This window comes from Streptomyces sp. NPDC091209, from assembly GCF_044757755.1.
GTDB lineage: Bacteria > Actinomycetota > Actinomycetes > Streptomycetales > Streptomycetaceae > Streptomyces.
Map to the genome: position 1 here is coordinate 560,637 of NZ_JBIVVR010000006.1, position 17,982 is coordinate 578,618.

Annotated in this window: 12 protein-coding genes; 9 read left to right on the forward strand and 3 right to left on the reverse strand. The window is 74.0% G+C overall.

All coding sequences use genetic code 11. From position 1 onward, the window contains the following. Positions 1–203 precede the first annotated feature (203 nt). Both ACIQRL_RS20795 and ACIQRL_RS20800 read right to left on the reverse strand, forming a co-directional pair. Complete coding sequence (locus ACIQRL_RS20795; RefSeq protein ID WP_401333238.1) at positions 204–1,283, reverse strand: helix-turn-helix transcriptional regulator; 1,080 nt, start codon at positions 1,281–1,283, stop codon at positions 204–206. A gap of 1 nt (position 1,284) precedes the next feature. After that, on the reverse strand, positions 1,285–2,358 hold the full coding sequence (locus ACIQRL_RS20800) for a DUF4097 family beta strand repeat-containing protein (RefSeq protein WP_401333241.1): 1,074 nt from the start codon (positions 2,356–2,358) through the stop codon (positions 1,285–1,287). Between the two features lie 165 nt (positions 2,359–2,523). On the opposite strand from ACIQRL_RS20800, the gene ACIQRL_RS20805 reads away from it, so the two are divergent. Next, on the forward strand, positions 2,524–3,363 hold the full coding sequence (locus ACIQRL_RS20805; RefSeq protein ID WP_401333242.1) for a hypothetical protein: 840 nt from the start codon (positions 2,524–2,526) through the stop codon (positions 3,361–3,363). A 139-nt stretch (positions 3,364–3,502) separates the two neighbouring features. Here ACIQRL_RS20805 and ACIQRL_RS20810 read toward each other — a convergent pair whose 3' ends face one another. Further along, on the reverse strand, positions 3,503–3,688 hold the full coding sequence (locus tag ACIQRL_RS20810) for a DUF6104 family protein (RefSeq protein WP_030190019.1): 186 nt from the start codon (positions 3,686–3,688) through the stop codon (positions 3,503–3,505). A gap of 172 nt (positions 3,689–3,860) precedes the next feature. Between ACIQRL_RS20810 and ACIQRL_RS20815 the strand changes: the two genes are divergently transcribed. The 8 genes from ACIQRL_RS20815 (at position 3,861) to fxsT (ending at position 17,882) form a co-directional block, all read left to right on the forward strand. Further along, positions 3,861–4,307 (forward strand): CU044_2847 family protein, encoded by a 447-nt coding sequence (locus tag ACIQRL_RS20815; protein ID WP_401333244.1) that lies wholly within the window; start codon positions 3,861–3,863, stop codon positions 4,305–4,307. Continuing rightward, positions 4,304–6,427 carry a trypsin-like peptidase domain-containing protein gene (locus ACIQRL_RS20820; protein ID WP_401333246.1) on the forward strand — a complete coding sequence of 708 codons (2,124 nt, stop codon included), beginning with the start codon at positions 4,304–4,306 and terminating at the stop codon, positions 6,425–6,427. Before ACIQRL_RS20815 ends, ACIQRL_RS20820 begins: the two co-directional genes overlap by 4 nt. A gap of 157 nt (positions 6,428–6,584) precedes the next feature. Further along, entirely contained in the window at positions 6,585–7,613 is a 1,029-nt protein-coding gene (locus ACIQRL_RS20825; RefSeq protein ID WP_401333248.1) for an AAA family ATPase, read from the forward strand. Between the two features lie 7 nt (positions 7,614–7,620). After that, positions 7,621–10,941 carry an SAV_2336 N-terminal domain-related protein gene (locus ACIQRL_RS20830; protein WP_401333251.1) on the forward strand — a complete coding sequence of 1,107 codons (3,321 nt, stop codon included), beginning with the start codon at positions 7,621–7,623 and terminating at the stop codon, positions 10,939–10,941. A 54-nt stretch (positions 10,942–10,995) separates the two neighbouring features. Further along, positions 10,996–11,331, forward strand: coding sequence for an FxSxx-COOH cyclophane-containing RiPP peptide (gene fxsA, locus ACIQRL_RS20835; protein ID WP_401333254.1), 336 nt, complete (start codon positions 10,996–10,998; stop codon positions 11,329–11,331). A 318-nt stretch (positions 11,332–11,649) separates the two neighbouring features. Next, positions 11,650–12,822 carry an FxsB family cyclophane-forming radical SAM/SPASM peptide maturase gene (locus ACIQRL_RS20840; RefSeq protein WP_401333409.1) on the forward strand — a complete coding sequence of 391 codons (1,173 nt, stop codon included), beginning with the start codon at positions 11,650–11,652 and terminating at the stop codon, positions 12,820–12,822. Further along, a complete protein-coding gene (locus ACIQRL_RS20845; RefSeq protein ID WP_401333257.1) occupies positions 12,819–14,597 on the forward strand; it encodes an aKG-HExxH-type peptide beta-hydroxylase in 1,779 nt (592 codons plus the stop codon). Before ACIQRL_RS20840 ends, ACIQRL_RS20845 begins: the two co-directional genes overlap by 4 nt. A 273-nt stretch (positions 14,598–14,870) precedes the next feature. Beyond that, positions 14,871–17,882, forward strand: a complete 3,012-nt coding sequence (fxsT, locus tag ACIQRL_RS20850) for an FxSxx-COOH system tetratricopeptide repeat protein (RefSeq protein WP_401333259.1) — start codon at positions 14,871–14,873, stop codon at positions 17,880–17,882. Positions 17,883–17,982 lie beyond the last annotated feature (100 nt).

A 17,982-nucleotide genomic window follows, 5' to 3' on the forward strand; every position in this document is an offset into this window, starting at 1 on the left:
GCCGGGCACGCCGGGCACGCCGGGCACGCCGGGCACGCCGGGCACGCCGGGCACGCCGGGCACGCCGGGCACGCCGGGCACGCCGGGCACGCCGGGCACGCCGGGCGCGCCGGGCACGGTCGGCGGAGGTCGGCGGAGGTCGGCGGGGCTCATGCGGTGAGCCCCGCCGGTTCGGTCGCCCCCGGTGAGAAGCGTCCCGGACGTTACAGCCGCTTGCTCCGCAACGTCGATCCGATGTGGGCCGCCGCCGTCGACAAGTGGTGGCGGACGTCCCGGAGCTGATCCTCCGTGACCCCGTGGTCGCGGGACGCGTCGCGGATGTCGTCGCGAAAGCGGTCCAGCAGGCGGTCCAGGTCGCGGCCGGGGTTGCCGGTGGGGTCCTCGTGCGCCCAGGCGGGTTCGTACTCCGCGGGGAAGTCCTCCGGGGTGGCCGAGTGCTCCGGCTCCGGGGGTGCTCCGGAGGGCGCCCGGCCGAAGCCGAACTCCTTGCCGAACTCCTTCCCCAGGTCCTTGCCGAAGTTCTTCCCGAAGTCGCCGAACTCCTTGGCCAGTTCGGTGAGTCCCTCGCGGACCCCCGTCGGCCAGTCGCCGCGCGCGAAGTGGTCCTGGACCTGGTCCTGGACGTGCTTGGCCATGCGCTGCATCTCCTCCTGAGCCTGCGCGCGGGCCTTCTCCTGCGCCTCCTTGGCCTGACGGCGGGCACGCTGCGCCTCGTCGCGGGCGCGGCGGCTCTCGTCCTTCGCGCGGCGGGCCTGTTCCTTCCACTCCTGCCGGACGCGCCGCATCTCCTCCTTCGCCGCCCGCCACGCCTCCTTGTCCTGGAAGTCGTCGAGGCCGCCGAACCCGCCCGCCGTGGTGTCCTGCTGTTTCGCCCGCGTGCCGTCCGCGGAGCCGTGCCGCGCCTCCGTGGCCGCCGCCCGCATCTCGCGGCGCAGGTCACCGGCCGCGCCCCGTACGTCCGCGCGGATCTCCGCGGCGAGCTCCGCGACCGACTCGCGGATCTCCAGCTCCAGATCGGCCAGTTCGCCGCTGCGGTCGGCCAGTTCGGCCCGGCCCGCGTCGGTGATCGCGTACACCTTGCGGCCGCCCTCGGAGGTGTGCGTGACGAGTCCTTCGGCCTCCAGCTTCGCCAGCCGGGGGTAGACGGTGCCCGCCGAGGGTGCGTACAGGCCCTGGAAGCGCTCCTCCAGGAGGCGGATCACCTCGTACCCGTGGCGCGGCGCCTCGTCGAGCAGCTTGAGGAGGTACAGGCGCAGTCGGCCGTGGGCGAAGACGGGAGCCATGTCAGAGCACCTTCTTGTCGGTCGCGGTGCCGTCGGTCGTGCTGCCGTCAGCCGCAGTGCCATCGGTCGCGATGCCATCGGTCACGGTGCCATCGGTCGTGGTGTCGACCGGACCGCTCTCGGCGGCACCGTTGTCCGCGGCGCTGGCCGCGGTCTCGTCCGCCACGATGTCCGCCGGGCCGTCCGCGGTGCCGTCCACTGTGTCCTCCGGGCCGGTCGACACGGCCGTGTCCCGAGGCTTCGGGGCGTCCTCGTACGACTCGTCCTCCGTGGGGGGCCTGCGCAGCAGGGCGATGGAGCCCGAGACGGTCATCGCCTTCAGCCTGCCGTTGCCCGCGCCGAGGCGGCCGGTGATCTTCTTGGCGCCCCACTGGCCGTTGACCCGCAGGTCCTCGAAGGCGCTGGAGACGCTGCCGCTCGCGGTGTTGGCCTCGACCTCCGCGTCCGCCGGGTGCGGGAGCCGAATGGCGATCTCGCCCGAGACGTTCGACAACTGGACGTCGGTGGGCGCACCCGCGGCGTCCAGGTCCACGATCATCGAGCCGCTCACCGATTCGGCCCGCACGGAGGAGCCGGAGCCCTCGACGACGGTCAGGTCGCCGGAGACCGAGTTGAAGCGGAGGTCGCCGGTGACGGCCTGGGCCTCCAGGTTCCCGGAGACGGTCTCCACGCGCACGGGGCCGGCGACGCGGACGAGTGTGGTGTCACCGGTGACGCCCCGCACCTGGACCTTTCCGTCCACCCCGGAGACCACGGCGGCGGCGCCGACCACGCCCAGCTCGACGTGCGTCCCGGTCGGGACGGCCAGCGAGACCACCGCCGCACGGCGCCAGCCCTTCCGGTCGAGCCACTTGAGGAAGCCCTTCCAGGGAAGGTCCTCGTAGGCCACCGTGAGCGTGCCGTTCTCCTGGGTCACCTGGAGCGGGGGGCCGTCCAGTTCGGAGACCTCCAGCCGGGCGGAACCCTCGTCGGTCCCCACGACGTTCACTGTTCCGTTGACGATGCGTACGTGCAGCGTCTGCACGGGGCCGTCGAAGGAGAGCTTCTTCGGCTCTGTCACGGACCACTCGGACATGGTGCAGACCTCCTCGACCGGACCGGACCCCGACACGAGTCCGAGTTCGACGCGCCATATCGCGTCTTCCGTTATTCACGATATATCGCGGATGCGGAAAGTCAAGACACCCGTTCTGGGGATCATTGGCGCGTTGAAGTGGGCAAATCGCCCTAAAGTGGGGCTATGTCGACTGCCTCCGGTGCGCCCCGGGACGATCACCCGGTCCAGGCCCCCGGGGCCGTGCTGCTGTGCCGGGCCCGTCCCGAGTCGGCCGGTCCCGCCGCACAGCTGCTGCGCGAGCGGATGCTGCTCGCCGGGGCCGGGCCCGAGTGGAGCGTGCTGGTTCCCGAGGGCGGGCCCTGGCGGGACGGCGCGGAACCCGTCGACCGGGTGCTCACCGGCTGGGCCACGGCGCTCGCCGTCGGCGCCCCCTGGCCCGTCCTCGCCCTGTGGTGGGACACCGACCGCAGCGGCTTCACCCTCGCCTCGGGATTCCGTCGCACCGTGGGCTACGAATGGCTGGCGAACGGCACCCCGGTCGGCGAGGACGAGGCGATGCGCACCTTCGCCGCCCGTCTCGGCCTCGACCCGGTGCTCGACATGCAGGCCCTGGAACCGCTGACGCGGCCCGATCCGGCGGCCGACGCCCACGCGCGCGTGACGGGGCTGCTCGCCGTCCTCGCGCGCGCGGGAGTGCTGCTTCCGCCCGGACTCGATCCCGGGGAACCCATGGAGCGGCTCCGTGACGCGGTCCGGATCCGGCCGGACGCCGAGCAGATCGAGTGGACCGGCTGGCGTGCCGCCGTGGGCGCCGAGCTCGACGTCGTGGAGAGCGGTGGTCTCGGGCCCTGGCTGCGCGGCCCGAGGGCGCGCACCCTCGCGGTGGCGCAACTGGCCGTCGGCCTCCCGCTCACCGCGTGGGGGGTACGGCGCCACAGTGGCGGCTGGACCGTCGCCGGCGCGGTCCTGATGATCCGCGGCGCCCTGGCCCTGGCGTACGACCACCTGCGCGCCTACGACTGACGGGCTCGCCGTCCCGCCGGAGAGGGCCCGCGGCTCCGGGTGCCGAGCCGCCGTGTTCCGGGGACCCGGTCACGCGGGACCCGGGACAGGAGGACCGTCCGGGACCCGGTCGCCCCGTACCGGAGGCGCGCCGGAGGGGCTACTCCTCGTCCTCGTCCTCGTCGTCCAGCCGGGCCAGCCAGGTCGCCAGCCGTTCCACCGGTACCTCGAAGTCAGGGTTGAGGTCGACGAACGTACGCAACTGCTCGGCGAGCCACTCGAAGGTGACCTCTTCCTCGCCGCGCCGCTTCTCAAGTTCCTCGATGCCGCGGTCGGTGAAGTACATGGATGGTGCTCCGTGGGTGAAAGGGAAGTGGAACGCTGGGAATGGGAAAAGGATAGGCGGGGGCACGGGACCGGTGGAGGGCCTCTGTCGCGGGCGACCCCCTGCGGCTAGCCTGCAAGGTCGGCCACGGGGGCGTGGGGACACCACGGGGGCGTGGGGAACGGGGGATGCCATGAGTGACGCGGTGACGCGCATCGCACGGATCGAGATGCCCGACGGAACACCGGTGTGGGCCCGGATCTCGGGGGCCGAGGAACTGGAGGAGCCGGGCGGCGAGCTGTTCCTGACGGACGTCGGCTTCGGAGAGCGCGTGGAGGCGCAGGTCGAGAGCCTGCACTCGGTGATCACCAGTGTCGCGCGCTCGCTCGCCGCGCCCCTGCGCGCGGTGCGACCCGACGAGGTCAGCGTCGAGTTCGGCATCGAGCTGACGGCGAAGGCCGGCAAGGTGGTCGGGCTGCTCGCGGACGGCGAGGCCAAGGCGGGCATCACGGTGACGCTGACCTGGAACGGCGGCCCGCCGGACCTGGAGGAGACCGGAGCCGCCCCGCACGCGGGCGCGTCTCCCGGCGCCCCGGCGCACGGCGGCGCCACCGACACCTCCGGCGGGGGCGGAGCATGACGGACGGGCACGCCCCGGGCGCACCGGGCGGCCCCGGGAACGCTCACCGTGCGCTGCGTGATCTCGTCATGGCCGCCACCGTGCGCATCCATCGCGCGGGCTCCGGGTATGCCCTCGACGAACCCGGCACGTTCCTCGGGAGCGGTTTCTTCATCGCTCCGAACTGGGTTCTGACCTGCGCGCACGTGGTCCGGAGCGGGGAGGGGGACAAAGTGACGGTGGTGTACGAGACAGGGCCGGGCCGGGGTACGTCCGCCGTCGCCGGCGAGGTCGCGACGGCCCTCCCGGACCGCGTCGAGCTCCCGGTGCGGGGCACCTGGCCGTCCCCCGACCTCGCGCTCGTGCGGCTGCGCGAGCCGGTGGACCACGACTGCGCCTATGTCACCGAACGCCCCGCCGCCTACTACGAGGAGGCGGCCGTCCTCTACTCCGGCTGGTCCGTGGTGGGCGGGGAGCTGCGCAGACTGAGCGGCACCTGCACGGTGCAGGGCACGCTCGGCGGCTGGTCCGACGACGAGCAGATCCGGCTGGGCGGCGATGTGCTGCCGCCCGGCGTCTCGGGCGGACCGGTCGTCGACCCCGTACGCGGTGAGGTCGTCGGTGTCCTGAAGTCGCGTACGGACCGGGGGCTCGGCGGCACCTGCACGGGGGTGGAACAGTTACGGTCCCTGCCGGTACCGCCCGAGGAGATCCGGGCCGAGCACGACGACAGCTATCACGCCGTCTTCCACGCCCACGACCGCTACCACCGGGACCGGCAGCGCCATCCGGACACCGACCGCAGCACCTGGGCCGACGTCCAGAACCAGCTCGGCGCCCGGCCCGGCCGCGCGCTCAGCCCCGAGGAGCGGACCCAGCTGCTCGGCAGGCTCGCCGATCTGCCGCCGCCGGTCAGTACCCGCGCCCTGCTCGGCCTGCTCGAATCCCTGGTCGGGGACCGGACCGCGATCCCGCATCCGGCGCCGCGCGGCTGGCGCGACGGTCTAGGGGCGCTGTACGAGAGCTCGCGGCACGACGCCTCCCTGGACCTCGTCCTCGACTACGCGATGCTGGCCATGTCCGCCGAACGCCCCTTCGTCACGCCCGGCACGCAGGCCGCCGAGCGGGCCCTGTGGGAGTGGGTGCGGCAGACCGCCGAGGGCAGGCCGGGCCCCGCCTACCGGCGCCGCCTCGGCCAACAGTGGATCGAGCGGCTCCGGTTGGCGCCTCGTGGCCCGTCGGCGGCGGAAGCAGAGACGGCGCACGGCACCGCGCACAGCGCCGACCGTGCGCCCCGTCTCTTCGTGCTGCTCGAACTGGAACAGCTCGGCTGGGAGCCGGGCCGCTGCGACTGGCACGTCTCGGTGGGCCGGCCGACCGGGGAGGTGGTGCGACTGCGCGACGGCGAGCGCGCCCCGCTGGAGGACCTGCCGGCCGTTCTCGGACCGCCGCTGGCGGAGGCCTTCCGCCAGTGCGACGAACCCGGGCGGCCCGCCGACCTCCAGGTCGCGCTGCCCCATCTGCTGCTCGGACTCGACGTCGACGCCTGGCGGTTCGGGCCCGGCGAGCCGCCGCTCGGCGCGCACCGGCCCGTCGTCGTGCGCTGCGCCGACCGGGAACAGCTTCCCGAGCCGGCCGACGCGACGGCCCCGGCGGGAAAGCAGCTCCCCGCCGACGAGGAGCAGCACGAGCGGGAGGCCCGCTGGCGGTGGATCCACGCGCATGGCGCGCAGGCCGAAGTCCTCGACTGCGAGGACGGGTTGCGGGTACCCGTACCGGCGGCGGAGTCGTTGCGCGGGCTGCCGCACAAGACCGTCCCGGTGCTCTGCCGCTACGGCGACCACCGCTTCGAGGACGACCCGGTGGCGCTCGTACGGATCGTGCACGGCGGGTACGGCGTCGCGCTGTGGCGGCGCTGGCGCGGGCAGTCCGACGCGGTCTGCGGCGAGTTCCACCGAAGGGCCGGCGACACGGTGGCGGGCGCGGGCCGCGCGGACCGGCTCCCCGAACTGGTGCACGCCCTGCGGGCCGGGCTGCGCGAGGGCCGGCCGGAGACCTACTGGGCCGACGGGATCGCCCTGTTCTACGACGACCCGCGCCGGCCCCTGCCCGGGACCGGGGACCTGCTGGAGGCGCCATGACCGCATCCGCGGACCCGGTGTCGCGCGACGCTCGAACCAGGCCGAAGTGGGCTGCTATGAGCCCCTCTTGGGACCTTACGAGGCCCTTCGGGGGTCGATACGGTGAGGCGACGATCGACGGCTGCCGTGGTGGACGAGTGACGACGAGGACTGGGCAATGACCGAATCCAGCGAGTGGCTCATCTACCGAGGCGCCGGCGAACCCCACGACGGCCTGAACCGCCTTCCCGCCCCGCCGCCCTGGCGCGACTTCGCGAGCCGGGACGCCGCCGGATCCGACGGCGACGGCTCCGAGGACCGCAGGCTGGGCGCGCACCGGCATCTGGCCGAACTGCACAGGCCGGGCGCCGAGGAACTCGAAATGATCAACGCGGCGCTCTATCTGCGCCGCCCGCTGCTCGTCACCGGCAGCCCCGGCGCGGGCAAGAGCACGCTCGCGCACTCGGTGGCGTACGAACTCGGTCTGGGCAACGTCCTGCGCTGGCCGATCGTCAGCCGGTCGACGCTGCAGGACGGGCTCTACCATTACGACGCGATCGCCCGGCTCCAGGACGTGCAGATCGCCGCGCCGCCGGGCGCCGACCCGGCCGCGCCCGGCGCCCCCGGCTCCGTCGAGGGCATCGGCAGCTACATCCGGCTCGGCCCGCTCGGCACCGCGCTGCTGCCCTCCGACACCCCGCGCGTGCTGCTCATCGACGAGCTGGACAAAAGCGACATCGACCTGCCCAACGACCTCCTGAACGTCCTGGAGGAGGGCGAGTTCGCCATCCCCGAGCTGGAGCGCGTCGCCGACCGGCTGCCCGGCGGCGAGGCCGAGGTGCTCACCGCCGACGGCACCAAGGCGCGGGTGCGCGACGGCCGGGTGCGCTGCCGTGCCTTCCCCTTCGTGGTGCTCACCAGCAACGGCGAGCGCGACTTCCCCGCCCCGCTGATGCGCCGCTGCATCCACCTCGAACTGGGCCGCCCGGACCACAAGCGGCTCGCCACCTTCGTACGCGCCCACCTGGGCGACGAGGCGGCGCGGGCCGGGGACGATCTGATCACCCACTTCCTGGAGCGCTCGCGCAGCGAACTCGTCGCCGCGGACCAGTTGTTGAACGCCATCTACCTCACCGACGCGGCCGCCCCGCCGAGCCGCGACCGGCTCGCGGACCTGCTCATCCAGCGACTCGACCGCCCGAGGTGACGCGCTGATGCCCGGCGGCGACCCGATCGCCGAACTCATAGCCCGGCTGCGGCAGATCGGGCTGGATCCCGATGCCCGGCAACTCGCCGACACGCTCTGGCTGGCACGTTTCTCGCACCGGACGGACACGGTCGGGAGCGAGCCGGGGAGCGCGCCACCGGCCGGCCGGACGGCGGCGGGCGACGACCCCGTTCCCGGGCGCCCGGACCCGCCCGGCGCCGAACGGCCGCCGCCCGGCGACCGGCCCGAGCGGTCCCGGCCGGACACGGAGGCGCAGGCGGACCGGCGCGTCGCGCTGTACCCGGTGCCCCGGGACGGCGCGCCGCGCGGGTACGGACAGGGCCGGTCGGCGGTGCTGCCGGTCGGTGTACCGGCCGCGCCCGCGTTCCCGGCCCCGCTCGAACTCCAGCGCGCGTTGCGGCCGTTGCAGGGCTACCGGACCGCGGCGCCGCCCCTGCGGACCGTCCTCGACGAGACCGCGACCGCCGAACTCAGCGCTCGGGCGGGCGGATTGGTCCTGCCGGTGTTCCGCGGGGTGACCCGGGCCGACGCCGCGCTCCAGCTGGTCATGGACTCCTCCTCGTCGATGCGCGTGTGGGACCGGATGTTCGCCGAACTGGAGCAGGTCTTCGGCCGGTTGGGCGCCTTCTGGGACATCCAGGTCAGCCACCTCCACGAGGGCCCGGACGGAGAGCCCGCCGTCAGCCGCCGCCCCGAGCCCGGCGCGGCCCCCCTGCACTCCGCCGACCGGCTGAGCGATCCGACGGGCCGTCGCGTCACCCTCCTCGTCAGCGACTGCGCGGGGCCCCTGTGGCACAGCGGCCACGCCCACCGGCTGCTGCACCACCTGTCCCGGCTCGGCCCCGCCGCCGTGCTCCAGCCGCTGCCGCAGCGCATGTGGAACCGCACCCGGCTTCCGGTGTCGTACGGCGAACTCACCCGCGGTGAGGCCCTCGCGGGCGCCGCCACACTGAAGGTCCGGTTGCCCGCCGGAACCCCGCCGGAGGCCCGCGACGGCGCTCTCCCGGTGCCCGTCCTGCCGCCCGAGCCCGCCGCGCTCGGCGCCTGGGCACGGCTGCTGTCCGGGGCCGGCGCGGGACCCGTGGCCGGCGCCGTCGGCTGGGTGCGCCACCACCACGAGCCCTCCCGGAGCACCCGCCCCGGACGTCGGATGTCCGGGCTCGAACTGGTGAGCCGGTTCCGCTCCAACGCCTCCAAGGCCGCCGGGCGGCTCGCCGGCTATCTGGCCGCGGCCCCGCTCAGCCTTCCCGTGATGCAGCTCGTCCAGCGCACCATGCTCCCCGACTCCGGGCCCTCCGAACTGGCCGAAGTCCTGCTCAGCGGCCTGGTCTCGCGCGCCAAGGCCGAGGAGTACGGCGCGGACGGCACCCAGTGGTACGAGTTCGCGCCCGGCGCGCGGGAAGCCCTCCTGTCCCCACTGGGCCTCGACGAGGCCATGCTGGTGCTCAAGCACTGCTCCGAGTACATCGAGTACCGCTTCGGCAAGGGCGGCCCCAACTTCCCCGCCCTGGCGCTCGCGCAGCTCGGCGAGGGCGGCTCCGGACGGCCGTACACACCCGGTGCCGGATACCCGGGCGAGAACGGCGACAACGGCGGCGCCACCCTCGTCCCACAGCCCTTCGCCGAGGTCGCCGCACGAGTACTGGAGCGTTTCATGCCGCTGCCGGAACACTTCGCGATCTACGTGCCGGCCCGCGGCGGCGACGACCTGCCCGACGAGCGGCCGACCCACCCCGCCGTGCTCCGGGCCCGCTCGCTGGCCCGCCAGTTCGGCAGCGACGGCATGGTGCAGGACCTCATCGACGCCGTACAACTGCTGCGCGGCGCCACCGAACACGAACGGGTCCCCGGCGCCGACCCGGAACTGTGGGCCGAATACGCCAACTGCGTGCTGCTGCTGTGGGAGGTGCAGGGCGGCGCGGAGCTGCTGCGCGAGGCGGAGGCGGCCGCGGAGCGCGCCGTCGCGCACCCCCGGGCCGTGCGCGAACGGGCCGTCCTGGCCCGGGTGCTGCACGCCGCCGCTACCGACCGCAGGCGGCGCGGCGACCGGCGCGGCGCCCTCGACCTGCTGCAACGCGCCGACCGCGAGTACGCGGTGGCCTGCGCCGCGCCCGACCTGGACGCCACCGAGGCCCTGCGGCTCACACTGGAGCGGGTACGGGCGCTGGAGGCACAGTGGCGCCTGGGCGGCGACAGCGCGCTCCTCCAGGGCGCGGTCGGCATGCTGGAGGCGTTCGCCGACGCCTGGCCCGACCGGCGCAGCCGCCCGTCCGAACTCCCGCTCGCCCACGGCCGGGTCCTGCTGCGTCTGTCGGGCGCCACGGCCGACCACGAACAGGCCAGGCTGTACGCGGAACAGGGCGCGCACTCCCTGCGTGCCGCGCTGGAGACCGGCCCCGAGGACCCGCCCGCGGTCGCCGGTGACTCCTCACGCGTCCGCATCCTCCTCGACCTCGTGGACGCGCTCCTGAGGTCGGGCGGCGAGCTGGACGACGCCCAGGCCCATGTCGACGAGGCGCTGGGGCTGGCCCGCGAACAGGGGCTGCGGTCCGCCCTGTTGGTGCGCGCCGGGCGCATCCACACCGCCCGGTACGCGGACTCGGGCGACCCGCGCGAACTCCAGGACGCCGCCGCGCGGTTCGAGCAGGCGTCCCGCGGCGTGCCCCGGGACGCCCCCGCGCACGCCGACGTCCTCGCCGAATGGGGCGAGGTGCTGCTGCGGCGCGCGGTGCTGGACGACGGACCCGCCCCGCGCGCATCGTTGTCCCGGGCGATCCGGGTGCTGCGCGACTGCCGTACCGAGACCGCGGCGGGCAGTGCCGGGCTGGCCCACCGCCTGCTGCTGCTCGGCCGCGCGCTGATGCTGCGCTACCGGGCCCGCGGCGACAGGGTGGACCTGCGGGAGGCCGAGCACCTCTTCGGGCTCGCGGCGCTGGAGGAGGGTCCACCGCTGATCACCGCCCGCTGCTGGCTGGAGCTCGGACAGGCGCAGTTCGAGGCGTACCAGAGTCTCGGCCGCAAGGCCCGGCTCGACGAGGCCGTCGACGCCTTCCGGGCCGCGGCGGAGTCGGCGCGCGAGGCCGAGGAGGAGGCGGAGACGGAGCGCGCGCGTCAGGAGGCCGTGGAACTGGGTGCTCGGGCGCAGCACTGGCGGGGTATGTCCTACGAGGCGGCGGCGCGTCCGCGTGCCGCGCGCGAGGCCTACCGGGCCGCCCGGACCGAGTGGTCCAGGCTCCCGGACGGTGTCGTGAGCACGGGTGAGCCGACGGCCCGGCAGACGGCGCAGCGGCTGGCCGAACTGGAGTGAGGAGCGCCCGCCGGCGGCCGCCGGGGCGGAGTCAGCGAAGGTGAGGGGGAAGACATGGGCGTACGGGACGACGCACAGGCCGACGCACGGGACGGGGCACTGGACGGGGCACTGGACCGCGGTGTCGCGGGGGAGCGGCTGACGTGGCCGCCGGACCCGTCGAAGGACCCGGACCCGTCGAAGGACCCGGACCCTTCGCAGGCATCGGACCCCTCGCGGACGCCGGGCCCGGCGCAGGAACCCCCGGCGGAGCTCCCCGATCTGCTGGACCTGGACCTGGCGGAGCTGCGGACCGTCCAACACCCGGTGCTGGAAGAGGTGCTGGCCGATCTGCGGGCGCGCTCAGGACAGCCGAGCGAGATTCTTTGGGGGTTCAACAACGCTTTCTGAGCGGCGGAGTGAGCGACGGCCCGGTCAACCGTCGCTCACGAGCGGCCACTTCCGGTCCGCCCTGGTGAATGAACCGGACAATTTCGATGGGGCGGCGTTTGTGTCCCGCCCGCGCCCGGGAATGCCGCCGGGTACGGGCAGGGGGCCGTGGAGCGGTTCGCGGCGTGGGATCGCGCGGCCGTACGTCATGGGGGTGCCGGAGTGTCTGCAGAGGTGACCTCCCCGATCCCGTCCCCCGAACCGACCCTCCCCGAACCGCACTCGCTTGAACCGGCTTCACCTGAACCGCCGTTCCCCTTCCGGCAGTTCATCGTCAAGATGCACGGCCGGTGCAACCTCGCCTGCCGCTACTGCTACCTCTACGAGGGCCCCGACCACACCTGGCGCGCCCGACCCGCCGCCGCCTCTCCCGGCGTACTGGACCGGACGGCGCACAGGATCGGCGAACACGCCCGCACGCACGGCATGACAGCGCTGTCCCTGGTCCTGCACGGCGGCGAACCGCTGCTGGCGGGCGTCGACACCCTCGCCCGGTTCACCGGCCTCGTACGCCGACAGGTCCCGGACGACTGCACCGTGCACGCCACCGTCCAGACCAACGCCACCCTGCTCACCGAGCGGCGGCTCACCGTCCTGGCCCGGCACGCCATCCGCGTCGGCATCAGCCTGGACGGCGGCCTGCCCGAGCACAACACATCGCGCACCGACCGCGCCGGACGCCCGTCCTGGCCCGCCGCCGCGCGCGGCGCCCGGCTCATCGCCGAGCACTGCCCGCAGGCGTACGCCGGGATCCTCACCGTCGTCGACCCCACCACGGACCCGGTCGAGCTGTACGAGTCACTGCTCGCGCTGCGACCGCCCGCCCTCGACCTGCTGCTCCCGCACGGCAACTGGTCCGCTCCGCCACCGCACTTGGACGGCTCGGGGACTCCCTACGGCGACTGGCTGTGCGCCGTCTTCGACCGCTGGTGGCAGGCCGGGCGGCGGGAGACGCGGGTGCGGCTCTTCGAGGAGTGCCTCGCGCTGCTCCTCGGGCTGCCCGCCGCCACCGAGTCGCTCGGCCTCGCACCCTTCGACGCCGTCGTCGTCGAGACGGACGGCTCCATCGAGCAGGTCGACTCCCTCAAGTCCTGCTACGAGGGGGCGGCCAGGACCGGCCTCGACGTCTTCCGGGACCGTTTCGACGAGGTTCTGCGCCACCCCGGCGTCGCGGCCCGGCAGGCGGGCGCCGCCGCACTGGCCGCGCGCTGCCGGGCCTGCCCGCTGCTCTCCGTCTGCGGCGGCGGACACTACGCGCATCGATACCGGGCCGGACACGGCTTCGCCAACCCGTCCGTGTACTGCGCCGACCTCCAGCACTTCATCCGCCATGTCGCCCGCAGCCTGGCCGGGGTCGCAGCCGTTCCTGCCGCCGTTCCCGTCCCCACCGCCCCCGTCCCCGCCGTTCCCGTCCCCGCCGTCCCCACCGCTTCCGAAGGAGGGGTCCCGTGATCCTGCCGGCGGTCCCGGAACGGGCCCTGAACGAACTCGGCCGTACCGAAGGCGGCCCCGAGACCCTCGGGCTCCTCGTCCGCGACCAGCACACCCGACGGCTGCTCCTGCTCCGCGCGGTCCTCGACGCGGCCGAGTCGGCCGGCCCGGACGTCCGCCCCGCCGCCGTCCTGACCCGGTTGCGCGAGGACTGGGCCCTCCTGGAGGAGGCCGAACGACTGGAGCGGTCCGCCCGCCTCAACGGGCCTTCTCACGAGGGGGATCCGGGATCCGGGTGGCCGAACGGTTCCGCGCCGGGACCTGGCCGGGCAGGGGTACACCCGCCGGTGTCCGAGGGACCGTACGGTTCTGCGGCGGTGTTCGCGGGGCGGGGCGGTTCCGCGCCCACGCACGCGGGACCCGACGGTTCCGTGCCGACGTCCGGGGGCCGAGGTGGTCACGCGCCGGTGTTCGAGGGGCCGTTCGGTTCCGCCCCGGTGTTCGCCGGGGCGGGTGGCTCTACGCCGGGATCCGGCCGGGCAGGTCGCTCCGCGCCGACGTCCGGGAGCCACGGCGGGTCCGCGCCGGCCGGGAATCCTCCGCCGGTGTCCCCCGTCCGGGCCCTCCTCCTCCACCCGTTCATCGGCCCGTGGGCCCGGGACGCGCTGCGCGCGCTCGGCTCCGGAACGGGCCCGCGACCCGACCGGGACACCCGTGAACCCGCCCGCGCGCTCGCCCACTTCGGGTCGCTCGCCGCCGTGGCCGCCGCCCGCTCCGGACTGTCCTACGCGGTACGGCTGACCGCCCGCGACGGCATCCTGACGCTGCCCACGCTCGGCGCGCTGCGGACGGGCGGTTCCGGTCTCGGGGACACGGAGGTGGGCGTCGTGCACCGGCGGGGGCGGCTGACGCTCCGGCGGCCCGGCGAGACGGACGTGGTCGTTCGTCTGCAGAGCGGTGCCGGCGCCTGGTCGGAGGCCGCGGCCTGGACGTCGGCGTACACGCTGCCCGGTCTGGTGCCGGGCTCCGCAGCCGTACCACTGGACGACCTCGACCCGTATCGGACCGCACGCGGCGGACCCCGCCCGGACACCCTGAGCGGCCCCGTCACCCTGGACGACGCCGACCGCAAGCACTGGCTGCACACCTGGTCGGGCACAGCGGCGGCGCTCGGTCTCGGCGGCGAGCGGCGGCTCGCGGAAGCGGTGACCCTGCTGCGTTGTCTGGTCCCGCTCTCCGCGCCACCCGGCTCGGGGCCGGGCGGGGCGGGCGGCAGTTGCAGCGGCACCCGGCGCGAGGCCTTCGGTGCGGTCCTCAGCAGCGCGCCGGCGACGGCGACCGTGTTCGCGGCCACCCTCGTCCACGAGATCCAGCACGCCAAACTCGCCGCACTCGCCGACATGGTGACGCTCCATCACGCGAGCCCTGCGGCGCGCCACTTCGCGCCGTGGCGTCCCGATCCCCGCCCGTACGACGGCCTGTTGCAGGGCGCCTACTCGCATCTCGCGCTCGCGGACTTCTTCCAGCGCTGCGCCCTCGCCGCCATGCTCCCGGCCCGCCGGGACGCCGCCTGGGCGCAGCACGCGCGGTACCAGGAGCAGGTCGGGGCCGTCCTGCCGGCGCTCGTCGGATCGGGTGATCTCACCGTGCGGGGACGCCAGTTCGTCGACCGCATGGTCGAGGTGCACGAACGGCTCGCCGAGCGGCCGCCACCGCGCGGACACGCGGCGCGCGCGACGGCGTACGTCCAGGCCGCCCGTACGCTGTGGGCCCGGCGTCACGCACCGGGCGAATGAACCGCCCACCACAAGGGGGGCGCGGGACGGTCCGGCCGAGTCGGACCGGGTCCGCCGAACGCGCCCCGCGCGCCCGTCGAACGCGCCAAGCGTCGATTCGATTGAGCCATCCTCGCCGAAAGCAGCCGGTTCCCGGACGCGGGACGGTCGGTGCGCCAAGATCGTCGCTGAACACCTTGGAAAAGGAACCGTGGAGCAAGCGACCGGCGTGCGTCGGCGCCCTATCGCCGACCCTCCCGGCGGTTCTAAAATCACGCGCGGGGAGGCCGCTGCATGTCTGGAGCTCGTACGCCGGTCGGGCCAGCCGAGAGGGGGTCCGCGAGGCAGACCGTCACCATCAGCTTCGCCGGTTTCAACCGGGCCTGGGCGGCCTGGATCGGGGACCGTCTGGAGCGGCGTGGCCATCGCGTGGTGTACCAGCGCTGGGACGCCCCGGCCGAGGTGCCGCTCGTCGACCTGTTGCGCGACCTGACACTCGCCCGGGGCCGGATCCTGATCGTCGTCAGTGAGTGGTACTTCCAGCTGGGCCCGCGCAACCACGAGGAGTGGAACACCGCGTTGCGCGAGGTCGTCGCGCCCGACCCGTCCCGCTTCGCGGCCGTCTCCGTCACCAACAGCGCCGTACCGGCGGCCACCACCGTGCTCGGCGCGGTCGACCTGAACAACATGGGCGCCGACGAGGCCGAGCGCCGCGTGCTCGACCGCCTCGACCTGCCCTCCGAACCCCTCCCGGAGTCCGTCGAGGGCGCCCGGCGCGGCCCCCGCTTCCCCGCCGCCATGCCCGAGGTCTGGGGCGGCGTACCGCGCCGCAACACCCGCTTCACCGGCCGCGAGCCGCTCCTGAACGACGCCTACCACCTGCTCCAGGGCGCCGAGGCGGGCGCCGGCGTGGTCACCCTGCACGGCATGTCCGGCGTCGGCAAGACCCAGCTCGCCGCCGAGTACGTCTACCGCTTCGGCTCCGAGTACGACGTTGTGTGGTGGGTCAACGCCGAGAAACGCGTCACCTACCGCCGCCGACTGGCCGAACTCGCACCGCAGTTGGGGCTCGCCACCGGCGCGGAGTACGGCGAACGGCTGCGTGCCGTACGCGACTCGCTGCGCCGCGGCGACCCGTACTCCCGCTGGCTGCTCATCCTGGACGGCGCGGACGAGCCCGACCAGATCTACGACCTCGTCCCCACCGGACCCGGCCACGTCCTGATCACCTCGCGCAACCCCGAGTGGAACGAGCACAACAGCAGGCTGCTGGAGGTGCCGGTCTACGCCCGCGACGAGTCCGTCGCCTTCATCCGCCGCCGCGCGCCCCGCCTCACCGAACCCGAGGCCGACCAACTCGCCGACGCGCTGGAGGACTTGCCTCTCCTCCTGGACCAGACGGCCGGCTGGCTCAACGACTCGGACCTGTCCGTCCAGGAGTACATCGCCCTGCTGGACGGCGGCATCGACAAGGACGTCGTCAAGGTCGCCGCGGACTTCCCGGTCGCCTTCCAGACCGCGTGGTCGATACTGCTGAACAAACTCCGCGACAGCGTCCCCGAGTCGGTCGACCTGCTGCGCCTGTGCACCTTCTTCGCCCCGGGCTTCATCCCCGTACGCCTTCTGAAGGACATGCCGCACGACCAACTGCCCGAACAGATCGCGGGGTTGCTCAACGACCCGCTGCTGTGGAACAGGGCGATCAACCAGCTCCGCCAGTACTCCGTCGTCCGCCTGGAGTCCCACGAGGCGGCCGGCGACGAGGTGGCGTCCTCGGGCGAGTCCCTGTACCTGCACCGCATGGTCCACCAGATCGTCCACAAGGACATGCCCGACGAGGACCGCGGCGAGTTCATCGACGTGGTCCGGCGCGCCCTGGCCGCGGCGGACCCCCGGCGCCCCACGGACACCCGGCTGTGGCCCGCGTACGCGGAGATCGTGCCCCATCTGAAGTACGCGGACGTCCTGCGGAGCAAGGACTCGGCCGTCCAGACGCTGGTCTTCAACTGTCTTCGCTACATGTACATTTCGGGCGAGTACCAGGCGGGCATCACACTCGGCCGGCGCGCCCTCGATGCCTGGCGGGAGATCCTCGGGGAGAACCACCCGAGGATCTGGGAGCTGACCCACCACTACGCCAACCTGCTGCGGGCGGTCGGCGACTACGGGAGCACCGAGACGATCGAGCGCGCCGCCGTCGACCATCTGCGCGAGCAGCGCGGCGAACAGGACCTCGACCACCTGCGCGCGGTCAGCGGCCTCGGCGCGGACCTGCGCGGCCTGGCCCGCTACGACGAGTCCCTGCAGCTCTCGCAGCGACTCGTGCTGACCTACCGCGACCTCCTGGGCGAACAGGACTCTCGGACCCTCGGTGCCCAGAACAACCTGGCGGTGTCCCTGCGTCTGCTCGGCCACTACGAAGCGGCACTGGACATCGACCGGAAGACGCTGGAGGCACGCCGCCAGCTCTTGCGGGCCCGGCACCCGTGGGCACTGTCCTCCGAGCTCCACTACGCTGTCGACCTCCGCCTGCTGGGCCGCTACACCGAGGCCGAGTCGATCCAGGCCAAGAACGTGCGCGAGTACCGTCTCGTCATGGGGGCCGACGCGCCGCAGACCCTTGAAGCGGAACACAACCTCGCCCTGTGCCACTACCGCACCGGGAACCGCGCCGAGGCGGGCGCCCTGCTCACCCGGGTGCTGGACCGCTGCGAGCGCGCCCTCGGCGAGACCGATCCGCAGACACTGAGATTCGGCGCCTCCACGAGCTGTTTCACCCGCGAGCACGGCGACATCGACCAGGCGCGGGAACTCGGCGAGTCCGTCGTCGCACGGTACGAGGTGATGCTCGCCGAGGGGCACCCGTACATCGCCGGTGTCCGCGCCAACCACGCCCTCGTGCTGCGCAGTGTCGGCGAACGGGACCAGGCCCATGTGGTCATCGAGCAGTCCCTGGCGGACATGACCGCGGCCGTGGGGGAGAGCCACCCCTGGACGCTGGGCTGCGCCCTCAACGCCTCCGCCCTGCGCAACCTGGTCGGCGACCCGGAACGGGCCGCCGCGCTCAGCCGGCGGGCGGTCGCCGGTGCCACCGAGACCCTCGGCCGCACCCACCCGCTGACCCTCTCCGCCCGTATCGCCCTCGCCGCCGACCTGCGCGCCCTGCGGGACGGCCGCCAGGCCGAGAAGACGGAACAGGAAGCCCTCGCCGACCTGGACGCCACGCTGGGCCCCCGGCACGTCCACACCATCGCCGCCCGCTCCCGCAACCGGCCCTTCTGGGACTTCGAACCGCAGGAGACGTGAGGTCCGTGCCGGGGCCGTCGGCTCCGGCACCGCCCGGCAGCACGACGAAGGGCCCGGCCCCGAGTTCGGAGGAACTCGGGGCCGGGCCCTTGCGTACGGC